This is a genomic window from Sphingopyxis indica (assembly GCF_900188185.1).
Classification (GTDB): domain Bacteria; phylum Pseudomonadota; class Alphaproteobacteria; order Sphingomonadales; family Sphingomonadaceae; genus Sphingopyxis; species Sphingopyxis indica.
Map to the genome: position 1 here is coordinate 19,815 of NZ_FZPA01000023.1, position 15,913 is coordinate 35,727.

At 67.1% G+C, this 15,913-nt stretch carries 17 protein-coding genes, 1 tRNA gene and 1 other RNA gene; 6 read left to right on the forward strand and 13 right to left on the reverse strand.

The window, feature by feature from the left end:
• Window positions 1-6: 6 nt before the first annotated feature.
• The 4 genes from CHB69_RS18940 (at window position 7) to CHB69_RS18955 (ending at window position 1,729) form a co-directional block, all read left to right on the forward strand.
• On the forward strand, window positions 7-462 hold the full coding sequence (locus CHB69_RS18940; RefSeq protein ID WP_089217485.1) for a phage holin family protein: 456 nt from the start codon (window positions 7-9) through the stop codon (window positions 460-462).
• Window positions 459-854 carry a hypothetical protein gene (locus tag CHB69_RS18945; RefSeq protein ID WP_245836960.1) on the forward strand — a complete coding sequence of 132 codons (396 nt, stop codon included), beginning with the start codon at window positions 459-461 and terminating at the stop codon, window positions 852-854. The genes CHB69_RS18940 and CHB69_RS18945 overlap by 4 nt, the downstream gene beginning before the upstream one ends.
• A complete protein-coding gene (locus CHB69_RS18950; RefSeq protein ID WP_089217486.1) occupies window positions 838-1,224 on the forward strand; it encodes a hypothetical protein in 387 nt (128 codons plus the stop codon). The genes CHB69_RS18945 and CHB69_RS18950 overlap by 17 nt, the downstream gene beginning before the upstream one ends.
• Before the next feature lie 289 nt (window positions 1,225-1,513).
• Window positions 1,514-1,729, forward strand: coding sequence for a DUF4170 domain-containing protein (locus CHB69_RS18955; RefSeq protein ID WP_089217487.1), 216 nt, complete (start codon window positions 1,514-1,516; stop codon window positions 1,727-1,729).
• Between the two features lie 49 nt (window positions 1,730-1,778).
• On the opposite strand, the gene CHB69_RS18960 is transcribed toward CHB69_RS18955, so the two are convergent.
• From CHB69_RS18960 to CHB69_RS18975, 4 genes are all read right to left on the reverse strand, one after another.
• A complete protein-coding gene (locus tag CHB69_RS18960; RefSeq protein ID WP_089217488.1) occupies window positions 1,779-2,057 on the reverse strand; it encodes an ETC complex I subunit in 279 nt (92 codons plus the stop codon).
• A gap of 63 nt (window positions 2,058-2,120) precedes the next feature.
• Window positions 2,121-4,589: an ATP-dependent helicase HrpB gene (gene hrpB, locus CHB69_RS18965; protein ID WP_089217489.1), complete on the reverse strand. Its 2,469-nt coding sequence runs from the start codon at window positions 4,587-4,589 to the stop codon at window positions 2,121-2,123.
• Window positions 4,586-4,969 carry a DUF1801 domain-containing protein gene (locus CHB69_RS18970; protein ID WP_245836962.1) on the reverse strand — a complete coding sequence of 128 codons (384 nt, stop codon included), beginning with the start codon at window positions 4,967-4,969 and terminating at the stop codon, window positions 4,586-4,588. The genes hrpB and CHB69_RS18970 overlap by 4 nt, the downstream gene beginning before the upstream one ends.
• Window positions 4,970-4,984: 15 nt before the next feature.
• Window positions 4,985-5,998, reverse strand: coding sequence for a polyprenyl synthetase family protein (locus CHB69_RS18975; RefSeq protein ID WP_089217501.1), 1,014 nt, complete (start codon window positions 5,996-5,998; stop codon window positions 4,985-4,987).
• A gap of 109 nt (window positions 5,999-6,107) precedes the next feature.
• Between CHB69_RS18975 and CHB69_RS18980 the strand changes: the two genes are divergently transcribed.
• Together CHB69_RS18980 and CHB69_RS18985 are read left to right on the forward strand one after the other, a co-directional pair.
• Window positions 6,108-6,395: a chorismate mutase gene (locus tag CHB69_RS18980; protein ID WP_089217490.1), complete on the forward strand. Its 288-nt coding sequence runs from the start codon at window positions 6,108-6,110 to the stop codon at window positions 6,393-6,395.
• A complete protein-coding gene (locus CHB69_RS18985) occupies window positions 6,392-7,087 on the forward strand; it encodes a glutathione S-transferase N-terminal domain-containing protein (RefSeq protein WP_089217491.1) in 696 nt (231 codons plus the stop codon). The genes CHB69_RS18980 and CHB69_RS18985 overlap by 4 nt, the downstream gene beginning before the upstream one ends.
• A 177-nt stretch (window positions 7,088-7,264) precedes the next feature.
• On the opposite strand, the gene CHB69_RS18990 is transcribed toward CHB69_RS18985, so the two are convergent.
• The 9 genes from CHB69_RS18990 to ffs form a co-directional block, all read right to left on the reverse strand.
• Window positions 7,265-8,569, reverse strand: a complete 1,305-nt coding sequence (locus tag CHB69_RS18990; RefSeq protein ID WP_089217503.1) for a sensor histidine kinase — start codon at window positions 8,567-8,569, stop codon at window positions 7,265-7,267.
• Between the two features lie 106 nt (window positions 8,570-8,675).
• On the reverse strand, window positions 8,676-9,341 hold the full coding sequence (locus CHB69_RS18995; protein ID WP_089217502.1) for a response regulator transcription factor: 666 nt from the start codon (window positions 9,339-9,341) through the stop codon (window positions 8,676-8,678).
• 117 nt (window positions 9,342-9,458) lie between these two features.
• Window positions 9,459-9,770 carry a hypothetical protein gene (locus tag CHB69_RS19000; protein ID WP_089217492.1) on the reverse strand — a complete coding sequence of 104 codons (312 nt, stop codon included), beginning with the start codon at window positions 9,768-9,770 and terminating at the stop codon, window positions 9,459-9,461.
• Window positions 9,771-9,841: 71 nt separating this feature from the next.
• Window positions 9,842-9,916, reverse strand: a tRNA-Val gene (locus CHB69_RS19005).
• Window positions 9,917-10,079: 163 nt separating this feature from the next.
• Complete coding sequence (locus CHB69_RS19010; protein ID WP_067107716.1) at window positions 10,080-10,352, reverse strand: HU family DNA-binding protein; 273 nt, start codon at window positions 10,350-10,352, stop codon at window positions 10,080-10,082.
• Window positions 10,353-10,511: 159 nt separating this feature from the next.
• Window positions 10,512-12,908: an endopeptidase La gene (gene lon / locus CHB69_RS19015; protein WP_089217493.1), complete on the reverse strand. Its 2,397-nt coding sequence runs from the start codon at window positions 12,906-12,908 to the stop codon at window positions 10,512-10,514.
• A 212-nt stretch (window positions 12,909-13,120) separates the two neighbouring features.
• Entirely contained in the window at window positions 13,121-13,456 is a 336-nt protein-coding gene (locus CHB69_RS19020) for a YbaB/EbfC family nucleoid-associated protein (RefSeq protein ID WP_089217494.1), read from the reverse strand.
• Entirely contained in the window at window positions 13,453-15,168 is a 1,716-nt protein-coding gene (locus CHB69_RS19025; protein ID WP_089217495.1) for a DNA polymerase III subunit gamma/tau, read from the reverse strand. The genes CHB69_RS19020 and CHB69_RS19025 overlap by 4 nt, the downstream gene beginning before the upstream one ends.
• Window positions 15,169-15,211: 43 nt before the next feature.
• Window positions 15,212-15,309: signal recognition particle sRNA small type (gene ffs / locus CHB69_RS19030), an RNA gene on the reverse strand.
• Window positions 15,310-15,913: the final 604 nt, after the last annotated feature.

Sequence of the window (15,913 nt, forward strand, 5' to 3'; positions counted from 1 at the left end):
CCGGCCTTGACAGCTCCCGACCAAGACATCCCGCCCGAACCCGCGCCGCGCGATTATGATCGCGTCAGCCACGGCTATGCGCCCGAAGGCCGCGCCGAGGCGCCGCCGCCCGAACCGCTCGACGCGATCGTGCGCGACGTCGTCGTCAATCTGTCGGCGACGGCACAGGCCGAAATGGCGCTGCTCGAGGCACGCGGATCGCTCGCGTGGCACGCGATCAAATGGACGGCGGGCTGGGGCTTCGTCGCCGCCTGCGCTTTGCTCGTCGCGATGCTGGCGATCGCCTTCGGGGCGATCATGGTGCTCGCGCCGCGTGTCGGTCCGCTCGCGGCGACGCTGATCGTCTTTGGGGCGCTGATCGCGCTCGCCGCCTTTACCGCTTGGCGGGCGCTGCACCATTGGCGCGACCTGCGCACCGCATTGCGCCGCGACCTGGCGCATGAAGTCGGAGAGGAGGAATGATGCCGCCCTCGCGCACGCGCCTCATCAACGCCGCCCGGCGCTCGATGCTCCAGCGCAGCCAGCTTCGCCGCAAGCTCGGCATCGCGGGCGAAGCGTTCAAACCGAGCGCGCTTGCCGGACGCGCCAGAAACCAGGTTCAGGAAGCGATCGACGACAGCGCACATGCGGTGCGCGAGCAGTTCCGCAGGAACCGCCTGCCGATCGCGCTGGCCGCGGTGGCGGGGGTGGCGTGGCTGTTTCGCGAGCCGATCAAGCAGCAGGCGCCGCGGATCGGCCGCAAGCTCGGTGAGATTGCCGATCGCGCGATGGCCCGGCTGCGCCCCGGCGACGATGTGATGGCCGACGAGGCCCAACCCGACATGGAGGAAGACGACGATGAAACCCCTCAGTGAAACCGCTCGCGAAACGCGCGCCAAAGCGAGCGAACTTGCGGAGAAAGCCGCCGAAAATGCAAAAGCGACCGCCGATGCGGCGCGCGCGCGCATCCAGGAAGGCTATGGCCGCGCGCGCACCGCGACGAGCGAACTGGCGAGCAAGGGCCGCGAGCAGGCCGAAGCCGCGCGCGAAGCCGCGGGCCACGCCTATGAAGAGGGCAAGGCGCGCGCGAGCGACGCCTATGCCAAGGGCAAGGTGCAGGCGAAGCGCGCGAACAGCAAGCTCAAGGACATTGCGCAGGAACAGCCGATGGCGCTCGTCGCGGGCGCGGTCGCGCTCGGCGCGCTGGTCGGATCGCTGCTTCCCAAGGGCGGCAAGCGCGACTGACCGCTCCCATACCGGAAAATGAACCGTCTCCCCGAGCGAAGACGAGGGGCTCCGCCGAGCGAAGTCGAGGCAGCGACTGCGAGGCTTCTCGCTTCGCTCGAAAAGGCCCCTCGTCTTCGGCCAAAGGCCGACGTTTATCCTGAGCGCCCGCCAGGGCAGTCGAAGGGCTCGGGGAAGCGGATTGTTTGGACCAAAGCGCCGCACGAGAGCACCGCTTGCCGTTACGGCGAAGCGCTGGTAGGGGGCGCCACCTCCCCTCTTCCCGCGCATGACGCCAAGGAAAGCGACAATGAGCAAATTGCACCTGGTATTCGGCGGACGCGTCAGCGATCCGCAGGGCCTCGACTTCGTGGACCTCTCCGCCCTCGACATCGTCGGCCTCTATCCCGACTATAAATCGGCCGAAAAGGCCTGGCGCGCCGCCGCGCAGCGCACCGTCGACGACGCCGAGATGAAATATGTCGTCGTCCACCTGCACCGGCTGCTCCAGCCGGATGCGGAGTAAGCCCTGACATTGAGATCGTCGCCCCCGCGAAGGCGGGGGCGACGAGAGATTAACGGAAATTGTCGGCGTAGGCCTGAATCTTGAGCTTGCGCTCGGGGGTCGGCACGACCTCTGCCTCGATCCCGTTGCGCGCCGCATAGGCGAGCGCTTCGTCGCGGCTCGCGAAGCTAAGGCGCAGCTGGCGGCGCGTGTCGCCGCTGCCCGCCCAGCCCATCAGCGGATCGGCCTTGCGCGCCTCGGCGGGGGCGAATTCGAGCATCCAGCGCTGCGTCCCGGCGCGGCCCGACTGCATCGCGTTTTTGGGTTTCTGGAAAATCCGCGCTTTCATCTGAATATCCTGCGTTGAAGCCGTTTCCGCCGCCTTAGCGGCAAGCCGCAGCCCCGAAAAGAGCTATTGCGCATCGCGCCGCGCCTGCGCCGCCTTGGTCAGCCGGGTCGGCCGGGCGGTCGCCGGATCGTCGGGCCACGGATGCTTCGGATAGCGCCCGCGCATCTCGCGCGCGACGTCGTGCCAGCTGCCGCCCCAGAAGCCCGCAATGTCGCGCGTCGTCTGGATCGGCCGGTGCGCGGGCGAGGTCAGCGCGATGACGAGCGGCACCGGCGGCTCGCCGACCATCGGGTGCCGCGTCAGCCCGAACATCTCCTGCGCGCGCACGCTGACGGTCGGCCCGCCCTCGGCGCCATAGTCGATCGGATGGCGGCTGCCCGCAGGGCTCGCATATTCGGCGGGGGCAAGCTTTTCGAGCAATTGCCGCGCAGGCCAGTCGAGCAACCCCGTCAGCGCATCAACCAGCTTGCGGTCCGCAATGTCGCGCAATCCGCGGCAGTCCGCAAGCAGCGGCGCAAGCCACAGATCGAGGCTGCCGGCGAGCGCGCCGGGCGAAAGCGCATCGAGCCCGGCGAAGGACGCACGCTGGCGCAGCGCCAGCGCCTGCGGCCCCCAGCCGATCAATCCGAGCCCCTTTTCGCGCACCGCCGCAAGCCGCACCGCGACATCGTCCTCAACGCCCTCGCCGCGCCCTGCCTGCCCGCTCGCCAGCGCGATCGCGCCGAGCCGGCGTTCGCGGCGATGGTCGACGCGATCGCTTGCAGCGTCGTAGCGGCTCGCGGCGTGAACGACGATCCGGTCGGCGAAAATCGCCGCGACCTCTTCGGGTTCGATGGCGGCCGCGGCAAGGATGCGCACGCCCGCCGCATGGCCCTGCGCATCGGCGATGGCGAGCCATTCGCTGCCCGCGAGCGGGTCGGTCGGATCGAGCCGGTAGGCGCGTCCGCCGACGCTCAGATATTCGCCGCGCTGCCCCGCGCGGGCGCGGGCGACGCGGTCGGGCCAGGCGGTCGCGATCCATCCGCCGATCGAGCGCTTCGGCGCCTGGTCGCCGCGCGGCGCCAGCCGTTCGCCGACACCCGCAAGCCGCCGCGCGAGCCGCCACGCCCCTTCGCTGCGATCGCCCTTCGACCCGCGCCAGCGCTGCAGCCGCCCCTCGACGTCGACCCCGCGCCCGCCGAGCCCGGGTTCGGTGAGCAGCACGGCGAGCCGCGCCGCGAGCTCGGCTTCGCCGAGCGGGGCGGCTTCGATCAGCATGTGCGCGAGCGGCACCGGCAGCGGCACGGCGGCGAGCGCCTTGCCATGCGCGGTGATCCGCCCGTCCTCGCCGAGCGCGCCGAGCGCGACGAGCCGCGACTTGGCTTCGGCGATCGCGGCGGGCGACGGCGGATCGAGCCAGCCGAGCTGGCGCGGGTCGATGATGCCCCAGCTCGCGCAATCGAGCACGACGGGCATCAGGTCGTTTTCGTGGATTTCGGGCGGATCGAAGGGCGGCATACCCGCCGTCGCGGCCGCTTCCCACAGGCGGTACGCGACCCCTGGTCCCTGCCGCGCCGCGCGCCCGGCGCGCTGCGTCGCCGACGCCTGACTCGCACGCTCGGTGACGAGCCGCGCGATCCCCGCCGCCTTGTCGAAGCGCGGGCGCCGCGCCAGCCCCGCGTCGATCACGATCCGCACCCCGTCGATCGTCAGGCTGGTTTCGGCGATGCTCGTTGCGAGAATCACCTTGCGCCGCCCCTCGGGATCGCGAACGAGCGCCTTGCGCTGCTGCGCGGGGTCGATCTGGCCGTGCAGGCGGTGAACCGCGAGCGGCAGGCGCGCATCCTCAACCGCCGCGGCCGCGCGTTCGATGTCGGCGGCGCCGGGCAGAAAGACGAGCATGTCGCCTTCGGACTCTTCCGCGAGCGCCTGCCGCACCGCTGCAAGCACGCTCGCCTCGAGCCGGTCTTCGGCGCGGCGCCCGATATGGCGTAGCTCGAGCGGCCAGCTCTTGCCCTCGCTCCTGATCAGCGGCGCATCACCGAGCAGCGCCCCGAAACGCGCGCCGTCAAGCGTTGCCGACATTGCGACGAGGCGCAGGTCGTCGCGAAGTCCCTGCTGCGCGTCGATCGCGAGCGCGAGCGCGAAATCGCCATCGAGGCTGCGCTCGTGAATCTCGTCGAACAGCACCGCCGTGACGCCGGTCAGTTCCGGATCGGCCAGGATGCGGTTGCGGAACAGGCCGGGGGTCATCACGAGCAGCCGCGTTGCCGCCGACTGCTTGCTGTCGAGCCGCGTCGCATAGCCGACGCGCCCGCCAACCGCCTCGCCCATTTCCTCGGCGATGCGCTCGGCTGCGGCGCGCGCGGCAAGCCGGCGCGGCGAGAGCAGCCACACAGCGCCCTTGCACCAGGGCTGGTCGAGGATCGCGGGTGCGACGCGCGTCGTCTTGCCCGCGCCCGGCGGGGCCACGACGACGGCATTGGGGCGGAGCGTCAGCGCTGCGAGAATGTCGGGCAGCACTGCGTCGATCGGAAGGTCGGCCCGCATCATGTCCGCGCGGCGGGATTGCCCAGCTCGACATTGAGGCGATGCGCCGCCGCGGCGAGGCGCGCTACCTCCTCCGCCGTCACGTCGGTCGTCTCGGTCAGGACCAGATTGCCAAGCTCATATTTGCCGCTCGCCTTGATCCGCGGATCAAGGTCGCGCAGCCGCTTGCCGCGCCAGAAGCCGAGCAGCACGCGCGCTTCCTCGGCGCGGATCAGGATGCACGGGCCGTTCGCCATGAAGACGAGATTGGTCCATTTGATCGTCTCGTCGAACGGCGCGGCGTCCATGATCGCGGCACGCATCATTTCGCACCGGTCGCGCTGCCAGCCCGAGAGCGCGGCGATATAGGCGTCGGGGCTTTCGGCCGCCGGACCCATCGTCATCGCCTCGTCTCCCCCTCAATAGGCGCGCGCAACCGCGAAGGCGACGGCTTCGGTCAGCGCCGCCCGCGCCTGGCTGGCGCGGAATGTGCCGATCGCATCGACGGCGCGCTGGCCATAGTGGCGCGCGCGCGCGAGCGTGTCGTCGATCGCATCATGCTTGCGCAGCAGGTCGGTCGCACGGGCGAGATCCTCGTCGGAGGTGCGGTGGCCCGCCATGGCGAGTTTCCAGAACTCGCGTTCCTCGGCGCTGCCGCGCGCATAGGCGAGGATGACGGGCAAGGTGACCTTGCCGTCGCGGAAATCGTCGCCGACCCCCTTGCCCATCGTTTCGGCGTCCGAGACATAGTCGATCGCATCGTCGACGAGCTGAAAGGCGATGCCGAGGTTGCGGCCGAACGCGTCGAGCGCCGCCTCGGTCGCCTCGTCGCGCTCGGCGACGACCGCGGCGATCTTGCTCGCGGCGGCGAACAGCTCGGCGGTCTTGGCGTTGATGATCGTCAGATACTGATCCTCGCTCGTTTCGACGCGGCGCTGCGCCGAGAGCTGGTTGACCTCGCCCTCGGCGATCACTGCCGAAGCGTGGCTCAATATCTTGAGCACCTTCAGCGATCCGTCCTCGACCATCAGCTCGAACGAGCGCGCGAAGAGGAAATCGCCGACGAGCACCGAGGCGCTGTTGCCCCAGATGATATTTGCGGTCTTGCGGCCGCGGCGCAGGTCCGACCCGTCGACGACATCGTCGTGGAGCAGGGTCGCGGTGTGGATGAACTCGACCGCGGCGGCGAGCTTGCAGTGGCGGCGCCCCGGATAGTCGAGAAGCTGCGCACTCGCGAGCGTCAGCATCGGCCGCATCCGCTTGCCGCCCCCGGCGATCAGATGCCCGGCGAGTTCGGGGATCAGCGGGATTTCGGACTGCATCCGGTCGAGAATGACCGAATTCACCTCGTTCATGTCGGCGGCGACGAGCGCCATCATCGGGTCGAGCGAAGGCGGGCGGTGCCCATGAAGCTGATGAATTTCGGCAGTCATATCACGCGCTGCCTTGGCCGCGCGGTGGCCATTTTGCAATGACTTTCGCCTTGCCACCCACCCCCTGCCGGTGCCAAGCGTGCCGCGAACGAGAGGAGCAAGACCGCCCATGGACGACCAGTTGAGCCGCTATCGCCAGAGCATCGACAATATCGACGCGGCGCTCGTCTATATGCTCGCCGAGCGGTTCAAGGTGACCAAGGCGGTCGGCGAGCTCAAGGCGCGCATCGACCTGCCCCCAGCCGACCCCGACCGCGAGGCGCGGCAGATCGAACGGCTGCGCAACCTGGCGCGCGAGGCCGACCTCGACCCCGAGTTCAGCGAAAAATTCCTGCGCTTCATCATCGACGAGGTGATCCGCCACCACGAGCAGGCCAAGCGGGAGACCGAAGCATGACCCCCGACCATCCGGTCTTTTCGCGCTGGCCGGCGCAATATCCCGACCGGCTCCAGCTTTTTTCGGCGCCGACCCCGAACGGCGTCAAGGTCGGCATCATGCTCGAGGAAACGGAGCTTTCCTACGAACCGCACCGCATCGACATCATGGCGGGCGAAAGCCACGATCCGGCCTTCCTCGCGCTCAACCCCAATGGCAAGATTCCCGCGATCTACGATCCCGCAGGACCGAACGGCACGCCGCTCGCGCTGTTCGAATCGGGCGCGATCCTGATTTATCTCGCCGACAAGAGCGGCCGGTTCCTGTCCTCCGATCCGAATGCCCGATACGAGACGATCCAGTGGGTGATGTGGCAGATGGGCGGGGTCGGGCCGATGTTCGGCCAGCTCGGCTTCTTTCACAAATTCGCCGGCAAGGACTATGCGGACAAGCGCCCGCGCGATCGCTACGCCAAGGAATCGGCGCGGCTGCTTGGCGTGCTCGACCAGCGGCTGGCGGATCGCGCGTGGGTGATGGGGAGCGACTACAGCATCGCCGACATTTCGCTGCTCGGCTGGGTGCGCAACCTGATCGGCTTTTACGAAGCACGCGAGATCGTCGGCTTCGACCGCTTTACGCACGTCCAGCGCTGGCTCGACGCCGGACTGGCACGCCCGGCGGTGCAGCGCGGGCTGGAGGTGACGGCGGCGTAGGGTGAAGGCTGGGGCAGGATGTCGGCTGGCGACTAATTGCTGCCCTATTTATCATCGTCACCCCGGACTTGATCCGGGGTCCATGACTTCGGCGCTGCTGTGGATCCCGGATCAAGTCCGGGATGACGAAAGAGAGCAGGCGAACGTCAGTTCCCCACCCCATAGTCGCCCTTCACCCTACCCCGCCGGCAGCCTGAGCCGCACCAGCAACCCGCCCAGATCCTCGCTCTCTTCGAGCGCGATACTGCCGCCATAAATCTCCGCCACGTCGCGCACGATCGCGAGGCCCAGGCCGGTGCCCGGCTTGCCGCTGTCGAGCCGCACACCGCGGTCGAAGATGCGCGTGCGGTCGGCGGGGGAGATGCCTGGGCCGTCGTCTTCGACCAGGATTTCGGCCATCGCGCCATCGCGCCCGATCGTCACGAACACGCTGCCGCCGCCATATTTGGCGGCGTTTTCGAGCAGATTGCCGATGAGTTCGTCGAGATCCTGCCGCTCGACGCAGACGACGAGGTCCCTGTCGCCCGCCGCGTCGAGCCGGACGTCGGGGTAGAGCGCGGCGACCGCGCGCGAGACGCTGTCGACGCTGTCGCGGACATTGGCGCGCGCCTGCGCCGCGCCGCGCCGCCCGACCGCCCTCGCGCGCGCCAGATGATGCTCGACCTGCCGCTGCATCGTCGCCGCCTCGCGCCGCACCGTTTCGGCGAGCGGGCTGTCGTTGCCGGTCGCGCTGTTGACGAGCACGGTCAACGGGGTCTTGAGCGCATGGGCGAGATTGCCGGCGTGCAGGCGCGCCTCTTCCGCCTGCTTCTCGTTATGCGCAAGCAGCGCGTTGAGTTCGTCGACCATCGGCTGCACTTCGAGCGGCAGTGGCGCCTCGACACGGCGGTTCTGCCCGCCGCGCATCGCCGCGATCGCGCGCCGGATATGGCGCAGCGGCCAGAGGCCGTAGAAGGTCTGGAGTGCTGCAAGAACGATCAGTCCGAGCCCCAGCATCCCGAGGCTGGGGATCAGTGTCGCGCGTACCGCGCGGACCTGTTCGTCGAGCGATTGGCGCGACGCCGCGATCTGGAACCGCCACCGCGTTTTGCTGCCCGGCAGGACGACGTCGCGTTCGAGGACGCGCAATTCCTCGTCGGGAAACTGATTGCTGTCATAGACGTGCATATCGTCGTCATTATGCTCGTCCGACGTGTCGAGGCGGCGTTCCCACAGCGACCGCGAAGGGTAAGGCTCCTGCCCCTCGCCGCTGATCTGCCAATAGAGGCCGCTATAGGGCTCGAGGAAGCGCTGATCGCCGAGCGGCTGGATCAGCCGCACCTCGCCGTCGGGGCCGATTTCCGACGAGCGGATCATCGCGATCAGCACATATTCGAGGCCTGCATCGAAGTTGCGCGTGATCGCGCCCGTCAACACACGGTCGAGTGCGAAGCCGCCGCCGATCAGCAGCAGCGAAATCCAGATCGCCGCGATGGCGATCATGCGCCGCGCAAGCGAGCCGGTCATGCGCGGCGACAATATCCCCGGATGTTGCGTCGGCCGATCGCCAGCGTCCGCCCTGTCGTCAGCGTCGGCCATCGGCGACGGCTCAATCCTGCGGATCGTCGAGCTGGTAGCCGAGACCGCGGATGGTGGTGATGATGTCGGCGCCCAATTTCTTGCGGATGCGCGTGACGAACACCTCGATCGTGTTCGAATCGCGGTCGAAGTCCTGATCGTAGATATGTTCGATCAACTCGGTGCGCGACACGACCTTGCCCTTGTGGTGGAGCAGGTAGGACAGCAGTTTATATTCCTGCGCGGTCAGCTTCACCGGCTCGCCGGCGAGCGTCACCCGGCCCGATCGCGTGTCGAGGCGCACCTGTCCCGCGGTCAGCTCGCTCGACGCGTTGCCCGAGGCGCGGCGGATCAGCGCGCGCAGGCGGGCGATCAGTTCCTCGGTCTGGAACGGCTTGGCAAGATAGTCGTCGGCGCCCGCGTCGAGGCCCGCCACCTTGTCCGACCAGCTGTCGCGCGCGGTCAGGACGAGGACGGGGAAGTTGCGCTTTTCCCTGCGCCAGCGGTCGAGAACGGTCAGCCCGTCGACCTCGGGAAGCCCGAGATCGAGGATCGCCGCATCATAATCCTCGGTCGAGCCGAGAAAATGGCCATCCTCGCCATCGGTCGCGAGATCGACGGCATAGCCCGTCCCCTCGAGCGTCGATTTGAGCTGCGGCCCCAGCGTGGGCTCGTCTTCGACAATCAATATTCGCATCATGCGCCTTTCAACCGATGACCGGCGACGCCGCCGATCCGTTCATATTCGCTCTATCAAGTCGGAACGGCCATCGCAAAATCTGGTTGCGAGGATGAAGAAAAGACTGCCGGCGGCTCAGGGCCGGCGGCCGACGATGCGCCCCGATCGCGCATCGACATAGACGACGACGACCTGATTGCCGTCCATGAATTTCAGCGCATAGACCATGCGCCGGGCGTCGAACTGGGGTCCGCCCAGATAGGTCATGTCGTTATAGGGCGGGCGCGAGCGCACCTCGGCGATCAGCCTGCCCAGCGGGATTACCTGTCCCTGGGCCGCTGCGGCGCGCAGATTGTCCTGCTCGCGATCGCGATCGCCGCGCGCCTGCGCGGGCAGGCCGACGAACAGCAGGGCGGATGCAAGCGATAGGGTCAGCGTGCGGATCATGGCGCCGGTCCTAAAGCAAAAGCATTGAATAGGCGATGAATGGCGCGTTCGGCGGAGGTTCGGCCGGATCATGGTGGGCGCGGCAAGGATTGAACTTGCGACCCCACCCGTGTGAAGGGTGTGCTCTACCACTGAGCTACGCGCCCGTTCCGGTCCCGCCGATGCGGCGGACATCCGAAAGCGGGGACGTCCATAGCCGCTGCGACGCCGAATGCAACGGCGATTTGCACCCCGCCGCGTCGCAAATGCAAAACGGGCCGCGGTTTTCACGCCGCGGCCCGATGCATTTCGCCAAAAGGCGCCTGCCGATTAGTTGCAGGCGTCCTTGAGGGCCTTGCCGGCCTTGAACTTCGGCTGGTTCGACGCCGCGATGGTCATCGTTTCGCCGGTGCGCGGGTTGCGACCCGTCGACGCCTTGCGCTTGCTGACCGAGAACGTCCCGAAGCCGACGAGACGGACTTCGCCGCCCTTCTTCAGCGACGCGGTGATCGCGTCGAAAACGGCTTCAACCGCCTTGCTCGCATCGCCCTTGGTGAGGCCGCTCGAGTCAGCGACGGTGGCGATCAGGTCTTGTTTGTTCATGCCTAAGGAACCCCTGTATGTGGTTGGTTAGATGATTCATGGCCGGGCCATGGCGCGCCACTAACGCTGTTTCGCCCCGCCTTGTCAAAGCAAAAATGGGGAAAAAGCGCCCCGAATCGGCGATTTTGCGATGAAAAGCCGCTCCGGAACCGGCCCGGATCAGTGCCGAATCGCCGACTCGGGGTCGGCGCCGGGGGCATGTGGGGGCGAGGCCGCCAGCTCGTCGGCCTCGGTCCATTCGATCGGCTCGACCGGACTCGCGAGCGCTTCGGCCAGAACCTGGTCGACGTGACTCACCGGAATGATCTTGAGCTGTTCGGTGATGTTCGCCGGAATCTCGACCAGATCCTTTTCATTCTCCTCAGGGATCAGGACCGTCGTGATGCCGCCGCGCAGCGCCGCGAGCAGCTTTTCCTTGAGGCCCCCGATCGCGAGAACGCGGCCGCGCAGCGTCACCTCGCCGGTCATCGCGACATCCTTGCGCACCGGAATGCCGGTGAGCGTCGAGATCATCGCCGTGACCATGCCGACGCCCGCCGACGGGCCGTCCTTGGGCACCGCGCCTTCGGGCAGGTGGATGTGAATGTCCTTGCGCGCGAACAGGCTGGGCTTGATGCCATAGGCCGGCGCGCGCGCCTTGACGAACGACAGCGCGGCCTGCACCGATTCGGTCATCACTTCGCCAAGCTTGCCGGTGGTGCGCACCTGCCCCTTGCCCGCCGCGGTGACGGCTTCGATCGTCAGCAGCTCGCCGCCGACCTCGGTCCAGGCAAGCCCGGTGACCGCGCCGACCTGATCCTCGCGATCGCCGACGCCGTGGCGGAACTTCCGCACGCCCGCGAATTCCGACAGATTGTCGGGGGTGACGGTGACGTTTTCCGCCTTGCCTTCGAGGATCTTGCGCAGCGCCTTGCGCGCAAGCCGCGCGATTTCGCGCTCGAGCGTGCGGACGCCCGCCTCGCGCGTGTAATAGCGGATCAGGTCGCGCAGCCCCGCTTCGGTGAGCTCGAACTCGCCGTCTTTCAGGCCGTGCGCCTCGATCTGCTTGGCGATCAGGTGGCGCTTGGCGATCTCGACCTTCTCGTCCTCGGTATAGCCTTCGAGCCGGATGATCTCCATGCGGTCGAGCAAGGGCTGCGGCAGATTGAGCGAGTTGGCGGTGGTCACGAACATCACGTCGCTGAGGTCGACGTCGATCTCCAGATAATGGTCCTGAAACTTCGCATTCTGTTCGGGGTCGAGCACTTCGAGCAACGCCGACGCCGGATCGCCGCGGAAATCCTGACCGAGCTTGTCGATCTCGTCGAGCAGGAACAGCGGGTTCATCGTGCCGGCCTTTTTCAGGTTCGACACGATCTTGCCCGGCAGCGAGCCGATATAGGTTCGGCGATGGCCGCGGATTTCGGCCTCGTCGCGCACGCCGCCGAGCGACTGGCGCACGAATTCGCGGCCCGTCGCCTTCGCGATCGAGCGGCCGAGCGACGTCTTGCCGACACCCGGAGGGCCGACGAGGCACAGGATCGGCCCCTTGAGCTTGTTGGTGCGCGCCTGAACCGCGAGATATTCGACGATGCGGTCCTTGACCTTTTCGAGCGCATAATGGTCGTCGTCGAGGACGGCCTGCGCCTTGGCGATGTCCTTCTTGAGCTTCGATTTCTTGCCCCACGGCAGGCCGAGCAGCGTGTCGAGATAGTTGCGCACGACGGTGGCTTCTGCCGACATCGGCGCCATCGCGCGCAGCTTCTTGAGCTCGGCTTCGGCCTTTGCCCTGGCTTCCTTCGACAATTTGAGCTTGTCGATCTTCGCCTGCAACTCGGCGAGATCGTCGCCGCCCTCGCCGCCGTCATTGCCCAGTTCGCGCTGGATCGCCTTCAGCTGTTCGTTGAGATAATATTCGCGCTGGCTCTTTTCCATCTGCCGCTTCACGCGGCCGCGGATTTTCTTTTCGACCTGCAGCACGCCAAGCTCGCCCTCCATGAAGGCGAAGACCATCTCGAGCCGCTTGGCGGGCGCATTCTCGACGAGCAGCGCCTGCTTGTCCGAGACCTTGATGTTGAGATTGCCCGCGACCGAGTCGGCGAGGCGCGAGGCGTCGTCGATCTGCGACAGCTGCACCGCGGTTTCAGCGGGCATTTTCTTGTTGAGCTTCGCATAGGATTCGAACTGGTCGACGACCGAGCGCATCAGCGCGGCGGTATCGACGCTGTCGTCGATCGTGTCGGCGACCGGGGACACGCGCGCCATCACCGCCTTGTCCTCGCTGTCGAGGCCGAGCAGCTTCGCGCGCTCCTTGCCTTCGACGAGCACGCGGACGGTGCCGTCGGGAAGCTTGAGCAATTGCAATACGGTAGCGATCACGCCGACGTCGTATAGATCGTCGCGCGCCGGATCGTCCTCGCCCGGATCGAGCTGGGCGACGAGAAAGATTTCCTTGTCGGCTTCCATCGCGGCCTCGAGCGCCGCGACCGAGCGGTCGCGGCCGACGAACAGCGGAACGATCATATGCGGAAAAACGACGATGTCCCGCAGGGGAAGAAGGGGAAAGGATTGCGTCATCTTGGCTCCTGGGCGGGCGCCGGACCCGGGCGCGCCGCCATTCTTATAGGGTATCGGGCGCTAATATGGCGTAACCTGCCGCGCATTCAATGAAGCTGTAGTGAATGGACGGGAAATCGTCGTCCCGGCGAAAGCCCGGGCCATTGCCGGCCTGGCACCTCGCGGCTGCGTGACCCTCCAGCGGCCCCGGCTTTCGCTGGGGCGACGAGCATTCAAAACGGCAGCTTGAACCCCGGAGGAAGCGGCAGGCCGCTGGTCATCTTGCCCATTTCCTCGTTGCTGACCCGATCGGCCTTTTCGCGCGCATCGTTGAATGCGGCGGCGAGCAAGTCCTCGAGCATCTGCTTTTCGGACGCGACGATCAGGCTGTCGTCGATGTCGATCGCCTTGATCCGGCCCTTCGCGCTCGCGCGAATCCTGACGAGTCCTCCGCCCGAGACGCCTTCGACCTCGATGCTGTCGAGCTTCGCCTGCGCCTCCTGCATCTGCGCCTGCACCGTTGCGGCGGCTTCCTGCGCCGCCTTCATCATTTCCTCGATCGATTTCATGGATTCGACCTATGCCGGTTGTCGCCCGGCGGTTCAAGCTCGGCATCGGGAAAAGCCGCCAAAGCGGCCCTGACGACGGGCAGCTCGCGGATTCGCGCGTCGTTGTCGGCCAGTTTCGCCGCGCGCATCTGGCCCAGACTCGACCGGCCCTCGCCCCCGCCGGCGCGCACCTGCCAGCGATTGCCGGTCGCCGCGAGCAGCGCGTCGGCCAGATCGCGCGCGAAACTGTCCGCCAGCCGCGCGGTCGGCGCAAAAACGAGCGTCCCCGGCTCGAGTTCGATCACGCGGAGATGGTCGTAGAGATCGACCGCGAGACGGTGATTTCCGGTCGATTCGAGAAGCTGGTGGATTTGCGCGACCGTCAGTGCCGCAGCCGGGGGCTCGGAAGCGGCGTCGACCGGAGCCGCTGGCGCCGACGCGGTGCTGGCCCGATCGGCCGCCGGCGCCGGCGATGGCGCGACCTGCGGCGCGGCGGGAATTGCGCCTGACGCGAGCAGCTTCGCGAGTTCGCCGGGGTCGGGCATCGACGCGGCATAGATCACGCGCAGCAGCAACATTTCGAGATGCTCGAGCGGATTGTTCGCGCGCAGCACCTCTTCATGCCCCTTGAGCAGCAGCTGCCACAGCCGGTTGAGCGGCGCGAAACCCAGCTTCTGCGCCCAGTCGCCGATGCGCTCGCGGTCGGCTTCGGCGAGCGCGGGGTCTTCGTGCCGCGACACTTTGGCGAGGGTGATCGCGTGGGTCAGGTCCATCAGCCCGCGCACCATCGCGACGGGCTCGATCCCCAGCGCATATTGCGCGCGGGCAAGGTCGATCGCGCCGCCGCTGTTGCCTTCGAGGATCGCGCCCATCAACCCGGCGATCGACGAGCGATCGGACAGGCCCAGCATCGCGCGCACCTGTTCGGCGCTGACCTTGCCGCCGCCATCAAGGTCGGCGTGGGCGATCGCCTGGTCGAGGATGGAAAGCCCGTCGCGCACCGACCCTTCGGCGGCGCTCGCGATCAGCCAGATCGCCGGCGCCTCGGCCTCGACGCCTTCCTTTTGCAGGATCGAACTGAAATGCGCGAAGAGCATGTCGGGGGTGATACGGCGCAGGTCGAAGCGCTGGCAGCGCGACAAGACCGTCACCGGCACCTTGTTCACCTCGGTCGTCGCAAACAGGAATTTGACGTGCGGCGGCGGCTCTTCCAAGGTTTTTAGGAGCGCATTGAAGGCGTTGCGCGACAACATATGCACTTCGTCGACGATGTAGATCTTGTAGCGCGCCGACACCGCGGCATAGCGCACCGCCTCGATGATCTCGCGCACATCGTCGACGCCGGTGTTCGACGCAGCGTCCATCTCGATCACGTCGATATGGCGCCCCTCGGTGATCGCGCGGCACGGCTCGCACACGCCGCACGGGTCGATCGTCGGCCCGCCCTGCCCGTCCGGGCCGATGCAGTTCAGCGCCTTGGCGATCAGCCGCGCCGTGGAGGTCTTGCCGACCCCGCGCACCCCGGTCATCAGAAAGGCATGGGCGAGCCGGTCGCGCGCGATCGCATTGCCCAGCGTCTTGACCATCGCATCCTGGCCGATCAGTTCGGCAAAGGTCTGCGGGCGATATTTGCGGGCAAGGACGCGGTAGGGACCGCTCGAGGCGGGCGCGGGCGGCGCCTCTGGCAAGTCCATGCCCAGCATCGGCGTATCGTCGTCGGCGGAATCGTCCATGCGCCCGTCTTAGGGACGTGGCGCGATCTTGTCGAAGGGGGAAATGGGTGGGAGCCGGAACGACCCGCAGCGAATTCGTTGCGGCTGCTTCCTTCCGGACCTGACCGGGTTGGCGAAGACTGCGTCCGCCCGACTCCCGGCGCGCATATGGCGGGGGTGGCTGGGAAATGCAAGACCGCCCATGCCGCGAGCGGTGGGCCGGCAACTGGGCGGCGCTGGGGTGGCCAGTTTCCATCGCCGTCTTAGGTAATCGGGGGCTGGGTTCGCCTCGTCGCTTCAAAGTTCAGCAAAGTTCAGCCTTGTGCGGTTGCCACTGGCTCGCGTTAGGCGAACCTGCCGCGCAGGCTCTCGCCCGCATCCGTAAGCCGGGCCGTGACCGCTGTTATCTACCTGTCGAAAGAGCCGAGACGAAGGCTGGCACAGCCGGATAATGTAGGACAGCGGTTTTTTTGGCGGATGTCCGACTTGGGGTGGGGAGCAGCCGTTCCCGCGGTGGCGTCATAAGGTGATCCCCGGCGAAGGCCGGGGTCCAGCGCGCAAGCGCCGCGCCTGACGCATGGACCCCGGCCTTCGCCGGGGATCACCCAGATATACAGATAGTCCTTTCGTCATCCCGGGCTTGATCGGGATCCATAGCAGCGCCGAAGTCATGGACCCCCCTGAGTTCACAAACGAAGTGCAACACCTCAAGCAGGTGGTGCCATGTCGAGATACCGTCATTTATCGCTTGAGGAGCGCTGTTCGA